The sequence below is a fragment of the Clostridium sp. Marseille-QA1073 genome (assembly GCF_054863625.1).
Genome location: NZ_JBSVQM010000012.1, coordinates 21,221 through 37,914 on the forward strand (window position 1 = coordinate 21,221; position 16,694 = coordinate 37,914).

15 protein-coding genes and 1 other annotated feature are annotated in these 16,694 nt (G+C 27.8%); of the genes, 2 read left to right on the forward strand and 13 right to left on the reverse strand.

Annotated elements, in window-relative coordinates; translation table 11 throughout:
* Positions 1 to 142 precede the first annotated feature (142 nt).
* Positions 143 to 352 (forward strand) — a binding site (T-box leader).
* A 115-nt stretch (positions 353 to 467) separates the two neighbouring features.
* Positions 468 to 2,405 carry a threonine--tRNA ligase gene (gene thrS, locus ACY1IQ_RS12000; protein WP_461614144.1) on the forward strand — a complete coding sequence of 646 codons (1,938 nt, stop codon included), beginning with the start codon at positions 468 to 470 and terminating at the stop codon, positions 2,403 to 2,405.
* 303 nt (positions 2,406 to 2,708) lie between these two features.
* Here thrS and ACY1IQ_RS12005 read toward each other — a convergent pair whose 3' ends face one another.
* The 6 genes from ACY1IQ_RS12005 to ACY1IQ_RS12030 all read right to left on the reverse strand — a co-directional run bounded on the left by ACY1IQ_RS12005 (position 2,709) and on the right by ACY1IQ_RS12030 (position 6,476).
* A complete protein-coding gene (locus ACY1IQ_RS12005; protein WP_461614145.1) occupies positions 2,709 to 2,837 on the reverse strand; it encodes a cyclic lactone autoinducer peptide in 129 nt (42 codons plus the stop codon).
* Between the two features lie 21 nt (positions 2,838 to 2,858).
* Positions 2,859 to 3,419, reverse strand: a complete 561-nt coding sequence (locus ACY1IQ_RS12010; RefSeq protein ID WP_461614146.1) for an accessory gene regulator ArgB-like protein — start codon at positions 3,417 to 3,419, stop codon at positions 2,859 to 2,861.
* Positions 3,420 to 3,726: 307 nt separating this feature from the next.
* Positions 3,727 to 4,287 carry an accessory gene regulator B family protein gene (locus tag ACY1IQ_RS12015; RefSeq protein WP_461614147.1) on the reverse strand — a complete coding sequence of 187 codons (561 nt, stop codon included), beginning with the start codon at positions 4,285 to 4,287 and terminating at the stop codon, positions 3,727 to 3,729.
* A gap of 141 nt (positions 4,288 to 4,428) precedes the next feature.
* Positions 4,429 to 5,148 (reverse strand): sensor histidine kinase, encoded by a 720-nt coding sequence (locus tag ACY1IQ_RS12020; RefSeq protein ID WP_461614148.1) that lies wholly within the window; start codon positions 5,146 to 5,148, stop codon positions 4,429 to 4,431.
* 145 nt (positions 5,149 to 5,293) lie between these two features.
* A complete protein-coding gene (locus ACY1IQ_RS12025; protein WP_461614149.1) occupies positions 5,294 to 5,728 on the reverse strand; it encodes a hypothetical protein in 435 nt (144 codons plus the stop codon).
* Between the two features lie 10 nt (positions 5,729 to 5,738).
* Positions 5,739 to 6,476, reverse strand: a complete 738-nt coding sequence (locus ACY1IQ_RS12030) for a LytR/AlgR family response regulator transcription factor (protein ID WP_461614150.1) — start codon at positions 6,474 to 6,476, stop codon at positions 5,739 to 5,741.
* A 247-nt stretch (positions 6,477 to 6,723) separates the two neighbouring features.
* Between ACY1IQ_RS12030 and ACY1IQ_RS12035 the strand changes: the two genes are divergently transcribed.
* The gene (locus tag ACY1IQ_RS12035) at positions 6,724 to 8,181 is read left to right on the forward strand and encodes a Sapep family Mn(2+)-dependent dipeptidase (protein ID WP_461614151.1); all 1,458 of its coding nucleotides are present in this window, start codon (positions 6,724 to 6,726) and stop codon (positions 8,179 to 8,181) included.
* Between the two features lie 99 nt (positions 8,182 to 8,280).
* Here ACY1IQ_RS12035 and ACY1IQ_RS12040 read toward each other — a convergent pair whose 3' ends face one another.
* The 7 genes from ACY1IQ_RS12040 to ACY1IQ_RS12070 form a co-directional block, all read right to left on the reverse strand.
* Positions 8,281 to 9,555, reverse strand: coding sequence for an L-cysteine desulfidase family protein (locus ACY1IQ_RS12040; RefSeq protein ID WP_461614152.1), 1,275 nt, complete (start codon positions 9,553 to 9,555; stop codon positions 8,281 to 8,283).
* Positions 9,556 to 9,914: 359 nt separating this feature from the next.
* Complete coding sequence (locus ACY1IQ_RS12045) at positions 9,915 to 10,637, reverse strand: gamma-glutamyl-gamma-aminobutyrate hydrolase family protein (protein ID WP_461614153.1); 723 nt, start codon at positions 10,635 to 10,637, stop codon at positions 9,915 to 9,917.
* Positions 10,638 to 10,824: 187 nt separating this feature from the next.
* Positions 10,825 to 11,775 carry an ABC transporter ATP-binding protein gene (locus ACY1IQ_RS12050; RefSeq protein WP_461614154.1) on the reverse strand — a complete coding sequence of 317 codons (951 nt, stop codon included), beginning with the start codon at positions 11,773 to 11,775 and terminating at the stop codon, positions 10,825 to 10,827.
* Positions 11,776 to 11,792: 17 nt separating this feature from the next.
* The gene (locus ACY1IQ_RS12055; protein WP_461614155.1) at positions 11,793 to 12,764 is read right to left on the reverse strand and encodes an ABC transporter ATP-binding protein; all 972 of its coding nucleotides are present in this window, start codon (positions 12,762 to 12,764) and stop codon (positions 11,793 to 11,795) included.
* Between the two features lie 24 nt (positions 12,765 to 12,788).
* Positions 12,789 to 13,658 (reverse strand): ABC transporter permease, encoded by an 870-nt coding sequence (locus tag ACY1IQ_RS12060; RefSeq protein WP_461614156.1) that lies wholly within the window; start codon positions 13,656 to 13,658, stop codon positions 12,789 to 12,791.
* 11 nt (positions 13,659 to 13,669) lie between these two features.
* Complete coding sequence (nikB, locus tag ACY1IQ_RS12065) at positions 13,670 to 14,599, reverse strand: nickel ABC transporter permease (RefSeq protein ID WP_461614157.1); 930 nt, start codon at positions 14,597 to 14,599, stop codon at positions 13,670 to 13,672.
* A gap of 243 nt (positions 14,600 to 14,842) precedes the next feature.
* Positions 14,843 to 16,405: an ABC transporter substrate-binding protein gene (locus tag ACY1IQ_RS12070; protein ID WP_461614158.1), complete on the reverse strand. Its 1,563-nt coding sequence runs from the start codon at positions 16,403 to 16,405 to the stop codon at positions 14,843 to 14,845.
* Positions 16,406 to 16,694: the final 289 nt, after the last annotated feature.

Here is a 16,694-nt window from a genome sequence, read left to right on the forward strand (position 1 = left end):
TTAGCATTAATAGTTAATAAGATTAAAACAGACTTAATATATCCTAAAAATTATATAATAATTTAAAATACTTCTTTTAAATTTATTTTTATTATTATATAATTTTAGTAGTAATAAATTTATTTAAATATGGTAATAATAGTATAAAGCTGTGAAGAGAAGAGTAAACTGCCTTACATTTACAGAGAGAGAATATATTAGCTGAAAGTATTCTTAAATAGAATCAGTTGAAAACCACCTCTGAGTGACTCTAATAAAGTCCGGATAAATCCGTTAAAATTTTTAAAGTGGTATATCATAATCTTGATATACAAATTGGGTGGAACCACGGGAATATTATCTCGTCCCTTTTCTAATTATTATAGAAAAGAGGCGAGTTTTTATTTTAAAAAATAATTTAAAAACTCTCATGCTTTGATGTGAATTATCATAATTAATTATCAATAGTTTTAAGGAGGTAAATAAAAATGATTAAAGTTACATTAAAAGATGGCTCAATAAAAGAATATGAAAACTCATTATCAGTTTTAGATATTGCTAAAGATATTTCTGATGGTCTTGCAAGAGTAGCAACTGCTGGATTTGTTGATAATAAAACTGTAGATCTACGTTATATAGTTGATAAAGATTGTGAGCTAAGCATTCTTACTTTTAATGATGAAGAAGGAAGAAATGCTTTTAGGCACACAACAGCACATATACTAGCTCAAGCTGTTAAAAGTTTATATCCTAATGCAAAACTTGCCATAGGACCTTCTATTGAAGATGGTTTCTACTATGATTTTGATGTAGAAAAACCATTTACTTTTGAAGATATAGAAAAAATTGAAGCTGAGATGAAAAAAATCGTTAAGCAAGACTTAAAAATTGAAAGATTTGAGCTTCCTAGGGAAGAAGCACTTAAATTAATGAATGAAATGAACGAGCCTTATAAAGTTGAATTAATCAACGACTTACCTGAGGATTCTATAATTTCATTTTATAAACAAGGTGAATTTGTAGATTTATGTGCAGGTCCTCACCTAATGTCCACAAAATATGTTAAAGCTATAAAATTGACAAAAATAGCTGGTGCATATTGGAGAGGAAATGAGAAAAATAAAATGCTTTCCCGTATATACGGAACTTCTTTCACTAAAAAATCTGATTTAGATGAGTATTTAGAAAGAGTTGAGGAAGCTAAAAAACGTGATCATAACAAATTAGGAAGAGAACTTGAATTATTTACAACTGCTGAACCAGTGGGTCAAGGACTTCCACTATTAATGCCAAAAGGAGCTAAAATTGTTCAAACTCTTCAAAGATGGGTAGAAGATGAAGAAGAAAAAAGAGGGTATCTATTAACTAAAACTCCATTTATGGCTAAAAGTGATTTATATAAAATTTCAGGACATTGGGATCATTACAAAGATGGAATGTTTGTTCTTGGAGATGAAGAAAATGACGATGAGGTATTTGCACTTCGTCCAATGACTTGCCCTTTCCAATTTATGATATATAACTCTAAAAAAAAAAGTTATAGAGATTTACCATTAAGATATGGCGAAACTTCAACTCTATTTAGAAATGAATCTTCTGGAGAAATGCATGGATTAATTCGTGTAAGACAATTTACAATTTCTGAAGGTCACTTAATAGTTACTCCAGAGCAATTGGAAGAAGAATTTAGGGGCGTAGTTGATTTAATTAATTATATGTTAGAAACTTTAGGACTAAGAGAAGATATAACTTATAGATTCTCCAAGTGGGATCCAGATAATAAAGCTAAGTATATAGATAAACCAGAAGCTTGGGAAGAAACTCAAGTTATAATGAAACAAATTTTAGATAATTTAGGACTTGACTATAAAGAAGCTGTCGGTGAAGCTGCTTTCTATGGTCCAAAATTAGATCTACAAATTAAGAATGTTCATGGAAAAGAGGATACAATAATCACTGTTCAAATTGATTTCTCACTTGCTGAAAGATTTGGAATGACTTATATTGATAAGGACAGTAAAGAAAGATATCCATATGTAATTCATAGGACTTCAATTGGATGTTATGAGAGAACTCTAGCATTGCTTATAGAAAAATATGCCGGTGCTTTTCCAACTTGGCTAGCACCAGTTCAAGTTAAAGTTCTTCCAATCTCTGAAAAACATCATGATTATGCTGAAGAGGTTGTTAAAACATTTAAAGCAAATAATATAAAAGTTGAAGCTGACTACAGAGCTGAAAAAATAGGTTACAAAATAAGAGAAGCTCGTAATGAAAGAATTCCTTATATCTTAGTTGTAGGTGAAAAAGAAGCTGAAAATAAAGAAGTTGCTGTAAGAAGTAGAAAAAATGGTGAAGAAGGTGCTATAGCACTTGATGTATTTGTTGAAAGAGTATTAACTGAAATTAATAATAAAGAAAGATAAAATAAAATCGTGGCAATTGCCACGATTTTATTTTTTAAAGTTACTTAATAAATATATGATATTTATAATTAATTAATACTAATAATTGCTTAAATAAGGTTGTAAATTTAAATTTTTTAAAATATAATTAATATATGTTAACTTTTTAATAATAATTTATATTCTTAAATTCATTATCTTATAATAAAAAAAAGGTAATAGCATTTTGCTATTACCATCAACAAGCGAAAGTTTATGTGAGGTATGATTTTTTTACTTCGCATTTAAAGCAAGTATATTAAAGGGTATAAATTGGGTATTAAACTATTTTTTTATTTTTTTAGGAACTGCTGGTTGATACCATAATCCCCAACAAGCTGTTCCTGCACTCATTTTAGCAACAGCTAAAGATGCTGTTCCTATGCCTTTAAGAACTAATGAATTTTTTTTCATAATGACTTCCCCCTCTATAAATTATATTAATAAAGATACTGCTTCTATAAATATAGCTGCAGAACCTATATAACAATAAATATTTAAATCTTTATTTAATATAAATAAAGCTATTATAATGGATACTTCAATAAAATATGTTATAAATGTTCTTTTTCTATAAATCCTCTTTTCATCTTCATCTAGAGGCTTATTTTTCGTATCCTTTGGTGCTAATTTAATAAATATTATCAATGCTATTAAAAGCATTCCTATTAATATTATTGGATTTCTTATCAGATTTATATTTTTAAATAAAAATATAGAAACATTACTTAATATTGCAAATGATAGAAAACATCCTAATGGTGTACTAGCATGATATCCTCCTGCTTGCAACCTCATAAAAAAGAATATTGTTGTAAAGACTATCATTTCTTTAAGCCATCCAAATAAAACACCTAATAAAATTAATCCAATTAGCTCTCCTATAGTTACCAGTAACATAGTTAAGCCATACATATAAACTTCTAAATCATCTTCGTTAATTATTTTATTTTGAATTAATGAAGTACATATTTTGCTAGATATTTTATTTACCATAACTTTACCTCATTTATCAAATTTCTTTATTTTTCTATTATTAATATAAGATACTTTTACTTTAAAATAAAGTAGCTTTGCATAATTTGACATTGAAATGTAATAATTGGACAATCTTTTGTAAAAAGTACCTAACAATGTTATAGTTAATAGTTTTTCATATATAGATATTAATATTTTTAAATTAGAATATAAATTAATTCCTTAAAATTATAATTTTAAATATAAAAGATCACCTATATTTATAGGTGACCTTTTATAATCCATAGGTAGTAATGGATTGCTAATTTATGTGGGATTAATTTATTTATAATAAAGTAACTGACTGAATAAAAATAGCAAAAGCTATTGTACAAGAATATGATGATAAATTCTTATTTATCAAAAATAATATTAAAACTACTAAAGCTTGTAAAAAATAAGCTATAAATGTATTTCTTCTAAGCTTTTTTCTCTTTTCTTCAGAATAAGAAGAAAATTTTAACTTATAAGGTGCTTGTTTAAAAAATATTACAAGTGCTATAATCATAAGCACCACAGTAATTATTATATTATTTCCTGATAATTCATTAACTGAGGATATGTAAACACTTATTAATGCTAAAGAAGAAAAGCAAACAAAATTCTTTATATAATTGCTAAGCCAACATCCTCCTGCAAACATCCTCATTATTCTAAATGATATAATAAATAACATCATTTGTGAAAGACAATTAAACAATATCCCAATTAATATAAATCCTATAATATCTAAAATTAACAAAATAATCTTTTGAAGTTTCTTTATATAAGTTTGAAAATCATCAAATTTGATTATATTATTTTTAACTAAGGACTTACATATCTTTACTGATAAAGTGCCTATCATTGTATCACCACTTAATAAAGTATTTACTCTTCAATAGCTATATTAATACATTCATCTAATCTTTAAAATACATTTTGCACATTTTGACTGTTAAATGTAATAATTGGGCTAAATTTTTTAAAATCTTATAAAATACGTTTTTTAACATATCTCTTTCATAGCAATATTTAAAACAAATTCTTCTTTTGATTGTTCAATTTTTAGCAATCCGTCATATTTATCAACAATATATTTTATGTTTTTAAGCCCAAATCCATGGTTTTCTTTATCTATTTTAGTGGTTTCATAACTATTTTCATCAATAAATACATCTTTCTTCTTACTGTTTTTTATTTTTATAATTAAATATTCACCTTTCATATACATATAAAGTTTTATATATTTCTTTTTTAAGTTTTCACAAGCTTCTATGGCATTACTAAGAGAATTACCTAATATAATAGAAATATCCATAGAATTAACTTTTAATTCTTTAGGAATATCTATGTTTAAATCTACTTCTATATCTTTTTCCTTTGCTACTGTTAGATTATTATTTAGTATAGCTAAAATTGTTGAATTTTCTATGTTTACTATATTGTTAACCTCTTGTACATCTTTTAATAATTCTTTTGCATATTTCTTAGCTTCATCAATATTATTTAAGTCTAAAAGCCCATAAATACAACTAATATGATGATTAAAATCATATCTTTGAGCCTTTAACTTATATGTAAGTCTATCTAAACTTTCTATATAATTTTGTTGTCTTTCATACTCTCTCATAAGCAATAGCCATTCTGATTCCTTTTTTGAATATTTAATTATTTGATTTATAACATTTATGACCATTGCAGTAAAAATAATAATTGTTATTGTCATTGTAAATATAGTTGTTAGCTTCAACTATATCTTTATTCTTAAATAAGCTAAATATCATAAATATAAAAAATATATTTATACTTAAAGTCATTATTAATTCATATACATATATCTTTTTTAAATTTTTTTTTGCACTATTTTTATATTACCTGCAAAATCTAATCATTAAATATACTATTGTTCTAGTTAATATAAAATATATTACTGTATATAAATTAGAAGAAACTAATTGATTTTGATTTATACCAAATAACATATAGGTAAATGAAACAAATATAAGTTCTACAAAAGTTATTACAATTATATAAGCTAAATTCCCAAAAATTATTTTTAACAAATCTGAATTAAAAATATATTTATAAGTAATTACATTTGAAAATATTATAAATAAAATCCCTTTTTGACTTCCTAATCCGAAGTAACTATTGCTTAAATAAGTTACTGTAACTTGAAAAATTAATAGAATAATCACTATATGTTTAGGCCTATTGTTTTTATCAAACATAGCCCTCATAAATAAATATCCTAAAATTACTTCTACAACTTTTATAAAAATATTTGAAATTACTACTATATCCACATACCCTCACCTATCCAAATAAATTGTTTGCTAAGCACTGTCTTACTTCTTTAACTGATGCTTTGCTTACAGGAATATCAATATCTAAATCTGAAATATATACACTTTGACTTTTATAGGAGGTTAGTTTACTTTTATTAATTATAAAACTTTGATGGCATTGTACAAAGTAATCCATATCTAATACTTTCTTTAACTCTTTTAAAGAAGCATAATATTCAATAGTTTCCTGTTTTGTTATCACCCTTACTTTCCTTAAATACTTTTCAAAATAATATATATCATCGTATCTAATTCTATAAACTTTATCTTTATTATCTATTACCAATTCTTTAGATTTCTCAATTTTTAAACTTAATATTTCTATTGCTTCCGAAATAACACTATAAAACTTTTCATAAGATATAGGCTTAATAATATAATTAAAACTTCTTATCTCAAATGCATTCAAAGCATAATCTTTAAATCCTGTTATATAAATTATAATTGCTCTTTTATTAACTTCCCTAATTTTGTATCCAAGCTCCATACCATTTAAGCCACTCATTTCAATGTCTAGAAGAAAAATGTCTATATCACTGATTTTTAATGACGAACTATTTTTTGATAGTTTGTCCAAAAGTTCTTCTGCACTATTAAAACTTAAGATATTAAATAAATTATTGCCATCAGAAAATTTATTTAAATATCCATTAATAATCCCCACTTGAATATTATCATCATCACAAATAATAACATTATATGACATCTATATTCCCCCTTCCTAGATAGTCATAATAATACCTATTATAATATCAATTTTCCAATATTCAATTTCTCCTCTTTTCTTTGAGGTTTTTAATTTATAGATAATAATAAAAATTATTGTAAACGATTTAATTAATTGTTTTTATATTTCAAAATTTTAAAACTATATTAAATATTTTTATTGTTATCCTTTTAAATTGGTGTTGCAAATGTTACAATTGTGTTAATTAGGATATCTTTATAATTTTTTGTATAAAATCTTTAAAACTAGGAGGGTTAATAACTATGAAATAAATAAAATTCATAACTTTTTAGAAGAAAATAAACAAAATATAATAAATCATACTAAAGACTTAGTTGAAATTCCAAGTGTATCTGAGAATATAGATAAAGTAAAAGAAGCTTTAAGGCTTGTTATAGATAAATCTTCTAATATGGGCTTTAAAGCTTACACCGTATTAAATGATTCCATAGGAATTATTGAAATGGGAGAAGGTAAAGAAACAATAGGAATATTAACTCATATAGATGTAGTTCCTGCAGATGATTTAGAAGATTGGAAAACCAATCCTTTTGAAATGGTAGAAAAAGACGGACTTTTATTTGGTCGTGGGGTATTAGATGACAAAGGTCCTATAATTTCTGCTTTATATGCTATGGATGCTATTCGTAAATTAAATATGCCTATTAAGAAAAAGGTTCAACTTATAATAGGTACTCAAGAAGAAGTAGAATGGACAGATATGAATGAATATGTAAAGAAATATCCTCTACCAGATTATGGTTTTACTCCTGATGGACAATTTCCTATATGTAACAAAGAAAAAGGATATGCAGATATATCATTTAAATTTGAAGGAAAATGTGAAGATAATATAGGTAATTTTGAAATTTTAGACATACAAAGCGGTAATGCTACAAACTCAGTGCCTGCAGTAGCTAAAGCAACTTTAAAAGGAAACTTAGAAGAACTACAAGCTATAGTTGAAGCCTACATAAAAGAAAATAAAGATGAAAAAATCTCATTAAAGTCAGATGGTGAGAACATCATAGTAACAGCACAAGGAATTGCCTGTCACTCAGCATATCCTCAGCAAGGTGTTAACCCTATAATAATGCTAGGAAAATTTTTAAATACTTTAAATCTAAAAGACAACTCAGGAGCTAGATTGGTTAAATTTATAGCAGAGTCTTGCTATGATTATTTTGGAAAAGGTTTAGGTCTATATAGTGAAAGTGAATATTTAGATGGAGAATATATGCATAGAAATGTTATCTCCCCAACAGTTATTAAAGGTGAAAATGACGTCTATGATATAAATCTAAATATGAGACCAGTATATGGTACTACAGTAGAAGGCTTAAAGGAAATCTTAAATAAAGTATGCAAAAATGCTAACTGTACTTTTGAAATTGAAGATTTCTTAGCTCCAATATTTGTAAGTAAAGAAAAACCATTCTTAAAAATAATGGAAGATACTTATAATGAATTAAGTGGATTAAAAAATGAATTTACATTAGGGCATGGAACCTCTTATGCAAAAGCAATGCCAAACACAGTGGCATGGGGACCTGTATTTTATGATGAAGATGAATGTTGCCATATTGCTAATGAATATATGTCTGTTGAGAAATTGCTAAAAGCAACAGAAATTTATGCTGTAGCGCTAGCAAGAATGGTATCAACTGAAGATTCACTGATATAATGCATATTTAAAAATATATTAACATCTTTAGTTTATTACTTTCTTGTAGATTCTAAAATTAAAAGCCGTAATAGAAGATTACGGCTTTTAATTTTATATCTATTTACAAATCATTATATCTAAAATTACATTATCACAATCACACATACCTTTATTGGCTATACTTGCAAGATTTCTGATTGATTTATCTGCTTCTTTACTTACTATTCCGTCCTTTTCAGATATTTCAACTCCTCTTGTTGAAAGTATAGCAGATTTAACAGCTGCCCCAACTGCTGTTGATAACTTTAATGCACATCCTGGCTTAGCTCCATCGCAAATCATTCCTGAAACGTCACCAATCATATTTTTAATAGTATAACTAACATTGTCCAATTTTCCACCCATCATGTAAGTCATTGCTGAACTTGCCCCTATTGCTGCTCCAACACCACATCCACAAAGTGCTGAAAGTCTGCCTAAATGACTCTTAATATAATAAGTAATTAAATGACTCATCGCTAATGCTCTTACTAATACCTCTTCACCACATTTTAATTTTTCATTTATAGCTACTATAGGTAGTATTGCAGTTAATCCTTGATTTCCACTACCTGCACTACTCATAACTGGTAATATACATCCTGACATTCTGGCATCAGCTCCACAAGCTGTTACTGCCATTGTATAGGACATAATATCGTCTCCAATTAACCCTTCTTTAATGCTCTTCATTAAAGTTTTTCCAACGTTCATACCATAGTCATTTTTTAGTCCTTCTTCTGCAACTTTCCTATTCATCTCAGCACCATCAAGTAAAAACTTAATATCATCAGCATCAACATTTGTTATATAATTATAAATTTTTTCCACCGAAAGTTCCACATTAGAAGTATTAGCTGAAGCAGCCTGCTCATCTTCATCAACTGCAAACAGCACTTTTCCATTTACCTCAATTAATATAATATTTGTATGTTTATCTTGTATCACTACTTTAGCTTGCTCTTCATCTTTTATGCATATAGCTTCTATGTATAGCTTTTCATGCCTATCAGACAAATGTACACTCACATTTTGATCATTAACCATTTTTTTAGCATTTTCTACATCTTTTATGGTAGCATCTCTTAAAACTTCAAGATTCAAATCTGCATTTCCTGCTATAGCTCCCAATGCTGCTGCTATATGTATTCCACTACTCCCTGTTCCCGGTATCCCTACCGACATGGCATTTTTGACTATATTTGTACTTAAATATAGTTCTATGCGTTCTGGTATGCCATCTAAGTAGCTTTTGCCCTTAGCCGTAGCCATTGCTATAGCTATGGGCTCAGTACAGCCTAAAGCTGGTATAACTTCTGTCTTTAATAGCTCAGTAATTAAATCATAATTCATTTAATCTCCCCCTACACCTGTGCAGATATATAATTTTAAGATACAAATTGTAATAATTTTATTGATATAAATTTATAAAAACTGACAAATAAAATCTTTATAATAATTACTTATAACTTAATTTAAACAAAAAAACGCTTTTAGTACAAGTATATTCAACTAATTCTTATTAGAAGAATATACTAATTTTTTGTTTTTTCTTACTATTTAGAAAATTATTCTTAATGACCCTAGTTTTTTAATAACTAATTAATTATGATTATGTTCATTAATAAAAAAGCTATTATCATAAAACTTATGATAATAGCTTTTTTATTAATATCGGTTTCTCCTAACTTTACCTATAATACCACTTGAAATTAAATACAATTGTTAATCAGTTCTTTGAAAAGATTTAACATAATATCACTCTCTGATAACATCATTTCTGGATGCCATTGAACTCCAATAACAAATTTTTTATCTTTTAATTCTATTGCTTCTACAACTCCATCCTTTGACAAAGCTGTCACTTCTAATCCTTCACCTATGTTTTTTAGACATTGATGATGAAAACTATTTACCATAATATTTTCTCCAAATAAATTAAACAATTTACTATTTTCCTTTATTTTTATATTATGACACTGCTCATACCTTCTTGACTTTTGGATATGCATCAATGTTTCCTTTGGATATTCACTTAAATCTTGATATAGATCTCCATTTAAAAATACATTTAAAAGTTGACATCCCTTACAAATGCCTAATATAGGTTTATCTTCTTCTAAAAATATTTTTAATAGCTTAAATTGATATTCATCAATATCCTCTCTCATAAATCCTATTTCTTTATGCGGCTCATCTTTATAAAATTTAGGGTGAATATCATATCCTCCACCAAATATTATTCCATCACAATTTAATAATTGAAGTTTTATTATCTCTTCCTCTGCTACAATAGGTAATATTATAGGTATTCCTCCTGCTTTCTCTACTGCTTTTATATAATCTAAACTAATAGAAAATTTCTCCACTTCTCCTATGTTATCATCATAACTAGTAATAATATTTCCAACTATGCCTATCAAGGGTTTTTTCATCTTTATCCCCCTATACAGAATTAATTAATTTATATTTTATACATCTTTAAAAGTAACTAGTCAATGTATTAGAAACTATTTATGTTTCATTTATTAAGAAGATTCTATTTCACTACTATAAGCAAAACTTATTAATTTGTATAACAGAAAATATTAGTTTCACTTTTCATTAGTTATTTTAGAGGATTTAATCTGCAAAATGACAAGCTACATAGCTTCCATTGCTGCACTTTTTAAATTCTGGTGTAGTTTTATTACATAGATCTTTTTTATACATACATCTTCCATAAAATCTACAGCCATCACTTGGATTTATAGGACTAGGCACATCACCTTCTAATAAAATTCTTTCTCTTTGTATATCTACTTTAGGAATAGGTATGGCAGATAATAATGCCTGAGTATATGGATGCTTAGGACTTGCAAATAAGGTCTTATAATCTGAAAGCTCAACTATTTTTCCTAAGTACATTACGGCAATTCTATCACTAACATGTTTAACTACACTTAAATTATGTGATATAAATAAATAAGTTAAGTTAAATTCCTTTTGAAGATTATTCATTAAATTTAAAATCTGAGCTTGAATACAAACATCTAGTGCTGAAACAGGCTCATCCATAACTATAAACTCAGGATTTAAAGCTAAAGCTCTAGCAATTCCTATTCTCTGTCTTCTCCCACCATCTAGTTCATGAGGATAAGAATTTTCTAACCTTTTTTCTAATCCTACAACCTCCATAACTTCTTTTACTCGTTTCTCTATTTCACTTTTAGTTTTATAAACCTTATTTACATATAGTGGCTCTGAAATAAGCTTGAATACAGACATTCTAGGGTTTAAAGATGAATATGGATCTTGAAAAACTATTTGAAGCTTTCTTCGCATATCTTTCATCTTTTTTGAATTATAACTTACTATATTCTCTCCTCTATATATAATTTCTCCTGCTGTAGGTTCATGTAATCTTAATATTGCTCTTCCAGTGGTAGACTTACCACATCCAGATTCTCCAACTAACCCCAATGTTTCTCCTTTATTTACATAAAAATTAATATCATCAATTGCATGTAGCTTACCTTTTTTAGTATCAAAATACTTTTTTAAATTTTTAACTTCTAACAATCTCTCTCCCATATACAAGCCCCCTTATATTACTTCTCATATAAGAAACATCTTACAAAATGTCCTGAATCGACTTGATACTTTTGAGGAACTTCCCTAGAACATTTTTTCATAGCTTTTCTACATCTTGGGTGAAAAGAACATCCTGATGGTAAATTAGTAGGGTCTGGAGTTAATCCATCTATTGTTTCTAACTCTTCTTGATCCACATTTAAGTCTGGAATAGAGTTAAATAACCCTTTTGTATATGGGTGTAATGGGTTTAAATATAAGCTTCTTTTATCAGAATATTCAACGACGTTTCCTGCATACATTATGGCTACTTTATCACATATTTCCGCAACAATTCCTAAATCATGAGTAATCATAATCATTGAAGTTTTATATTTTTCTTTTAAATCTTTCATAAGTTCTAAAACTTGTGCTTGAATTGTCACATCTAAAGCTGTTGTTGGTTCATCAGCAATTAAAAGACTAGGATTACAAGCCAATGCTATAGCTATAACTACTCTTTGCTTCATACCTCCACTAAATTGATGAGGGTAATCATTAATCCTTTCTTTTCTAATTCCTACTATATCAAGCATTTTTTCTGCCTTTTTTAAGGCCTCTTTTTTATTTACATTCTCATGAAGTTCTATCATTTCAGCTATTTGTTCACCTATAGTTATAACAGGATTTAAGGAAGTCATAGGATCTTGAAATATCATGGCAATTTTACTACCTCTTATATTTCTCATATCCTTTTCTGATTTTTTTAGTAAATTTTCTCCTTCAAAATAAATTTCTCCATTCATTATTTTCCCTGGTGGACTACTAATCAACCTCATAATTGCTAATGCAGTAGTAGTTTTACCTGCACCAGTTTCCCCTACAAACCCTAATGTTTCTCCATAATCTAACTGTAAATCTAAATTTCTTACTGCATTGACTGCTCCATTTTCAGTATTATATTCCACACTTAGATTTTTTATATCTAATAAAATCTCATCTTTTTTCATACTATATTTCTCCTTAATCCTAATTTAGTTTTTTAATTTAGGATCTAATGCATCACGCAAACCATCACCTAATACATTCAGTGCAAATATAATTAAAACAATCGCCAATCCTGGGAAAATAGTCATATAGGAATAATCTCTTATATAGCTTCTTCCTCCCGATAACATTGCTCCCCATTCCGGAGTTGGAGGTTCTATTCCAAGTCCGATAAAACTAAGTCCTGCTACAGTTAAAATTGCTATAGCTACTCCTAAAGTAGCTTGAACAATTATTGGTGCTAAACAATTAGGTAATATATGTGTAATAATTATTCTAAAATCACTTGCTCCCATAGCTTTAGCTGCCTCAATAAATTCATGATCTTTAACAGATAGAACTGAAGCTCTTACTATTCTTGCATATTGTGGAACAGATGAAATACCTACTGCAATCATTAATTTTATAAGTCCTGGTCCTAATGCTGCTACTATAGAAATGGATAATAATATTCCTGGAATTGCAAGTAATATATCCATAAATCGCATTATGACATTATCTATTTTACCTCCATAATATCCAGATATAGCTCCTAGAACTCCACCTATTAATACAGCTATACTAACAGCTATAAACCCAACTTGCAAAGATATCCTAGAACCATATATAATACGACTAAATATATCTCTCCCAAATTCATCAGTACCAAACCAGTGTTCAGAACTTGGTTTTTTAAGTGTTAATTTTAAATTTTGCTCCGCATAATCATAGGATGCAATAAAATCAGCAAATATAGCTACTAAAATTAATATTATAATTATGACTAAACCTACTAAAGCCAATTTATTTTTCTTTAATCTTCCCCAAATTTCAGCTATATTACTTTTCTTCTTCTTATGTATGTTAACTTCTGCCATAAGTCCTCCCCCTAACTATATTGTGATTTTATTCTTGGATCTACATATGCATATAACAAATCAACGCATAAATTTACAATACTAAAAGTTATAGCAATAAATAGAACTCCTCCTTGAACAACTGGAAAATCTCTCATTTTTATTGATTCAACCATTAACCTTCCAACACCAGGTATAGAGAAAATTGATTCTGTTAACAACGCTCCACCTAATAATCCCCCAAATTGTAATCCTATTACAGTTATAATTGGAATAAGTGCATTTTTTAAAGCATGTCTTAAAATAACCTTTCCTTCCTTTTGACCTTTAGCTCTTGCTGTTCTTATATAATCCTGTCTTATTACTTCAAGCATACTAGATCTTGTCATACGAGTAATTACTGCTACTGATTGAGCACCTAAAGCTAGAGATGGCAGTATCATATGTTTAAAACTACTAAATCCCGAAGCTGGAAGCCATCCTAACTTTACAGAAAATAATAGTATTAATAAAAGTCCCAACCAAAACACAGGCATAGATATTCCAATAAGTGCTCCTATCATTGCAATGGTATCAAAAAGAGAATATTGTTTTACACAAGACAATATTCCAATAGGTATACCTATAACTACACCTACAACTATTGATAGTGAGGCTAATTTAAAAGTAGCTGGAAATACAGCCTTTATTTCTTGTAATACTGGTCTTTTAGTTACGTAAGATCTTCCTATATCTTGATGAAAAATTAAATTTTTCATATACCTTCCATACTGAACTAAAAATGGATCATCTAATTTCATTTCTTCTCTTAATTGTAAAACTGCCTCTTCTGTCGCCATTTCCCCTAAAATAATTTTTGCTGGATCACCAGGAGTTATATACATTAATGTAAAGACTATAAAGGTTACTCCTAATATAACAGGGATAAGTAAAGCAATTCTTCTAACTACATATTTTAGCAATTTGATTCTCCTCCCTTATTATTTATAGAATTAATAAATAATGAAGAATTATGGAGAAAGTCAGTTATCAAATGCTTAATTCAAACAAGAACTCTCCAAAATTCTTCATTTAAATTTCTAATTCTAAATTTTTTAAAACATAGTCTATTTATAAACTTTGCTGTTATTAAACACCGAATTTATTGATAAAATTATCAAAGATATAACTGAATATTTTTATACTCCTAGCTATTTTAAATTTTTTTACTCAAATTTTACATTATACAGAGCGTGATATCCTACTGGACTTGTTTTAAATCCAGTAACCTGTTTTGTGGTTCCAACAACTTGTTCTCCATTTTCCATAAATACTGCTGGCGCTTTTTCAACTAAAATCTTTTGAACTTCTTTATATGCTGCTTCTCTTTCTGGAGAATCTAACATTGTTGCACCTTTGCTTAATAACTCATCAACTTTACTATCTTCAAAGAAGGATCTATTTCCCCCAGCACCTTTTGCTGATGAATGATATAATGCATAAAGAGCTGTATGAGGATCTGTAGTTTCTGCTGTCCATCCTAAGAAATACATATCATGCTGAGCATTATCTAGGCCACTTAAGTAAGCTCCCCATTCAAAAACTTTAACATCAATTTCAATTCCAACTTGCTTTAGCTGTTCCTGAATTATTGTAGCCATATCCACTCTTTCTTTTTTCTCATTTGTCCAGATTTCTGCTTTAAATCCATCAGCATATCCAGCTTCTGCTAATAGTTTTTTAGCTTTTTCAACATTATATTCTAAAGGCTGAAGACTATCATTATAATATTTTATAGTTGGAGACATAGGCCCTTTAGCAACTTTACCTATTCCTCTATATGCACTCTCAACAACTGATTCTACATCTATTGCATGAGTTATAGCTTGACGTACTTTTTCATTGTTAAATGGTGCTTTTTGTGTGTTAATTCCTAAATATTGAACTGAATAATCAAATCCTCTTACAAGCTTTAGATTTTCATTCTCTTCAATTCTTTTTAAGTCATTTGCTGAAATTTCATAAGCTATATCTACTCCTCCACTCTCAAGCTCTATAGTTCTATTTGTTGGTTCAGGTATAACTTTTATAGTAATATTTTTTAATGCTGGCTTTTCACTGTAAAAATCATCAAATCTTTCAAGCACTACGTTATCACCTTTAGCCCAACTTACAAATTTGAATGGTCCTGTACCAATTGGACTCATTCCATAATTCTCCCCTGCTTCCGTATATGCTTTCTCATTTAATATAGCTGCTCCTGAGTGTACCAAGCCTGCTAAAAAAGCTGATGAAGGATTTTTAATTTTAAAACTTATAGTGTAATCATCATCAATTACAAAACTATTTATATCGATATCTCCCATAATATGAGCTATAGGAGCTGATTGGGCTGCCTTTGTAAAACTGAATTTTACGTCAGAAGCCTTCATTTCTTCACCATTATGAAATTTTACACCTTTTTTAAGTTTGAATTTAAATGTAGTTTCATCTACCTGTTCAAAAGACTCTGCTAACAATGGTTCTAGTTTTCCGTTATCCCCTTCTTTTATAAGAGTTTGGTAAATTTGCATCATAACATTAGCTGAAGCTACGTCATTTACTGCATAGGGATCTAATGATTTGGCATCATATGCTGTTGCTACAACTAAAGAGTCTTTTTTTGATGAATCAGAGTTATTATTACTACATCCTGTAAATACTCCTATCATAGCAATTGTTAGAATTGTAGCTATTAAAGATTTAAATCTTTTACTTTTATCAATACCAATACCTCCTTTTTTATTCATAAATGAGTACGTTTATAAATTATATATACTTAAAGTTTTATAAATTTATAACTCTATAAAATTCTTTTAATAATTTTACTTGAAAATTTATGAGTTTTTATAAGAAAAAAACTTGAATTTTAATTTTCAAGTTTAGAACAATGTCTTTATTTCTACTTTTCATAAATAATGTTATATTTTGCAAATCATCAATTTACAAGCTTTATGAATATTTGTAAAAATTCAAAAAACTATTTCATAAGTACATATTTTAATAAATAAAAAATGAGACATAAATATGGAATTTTTA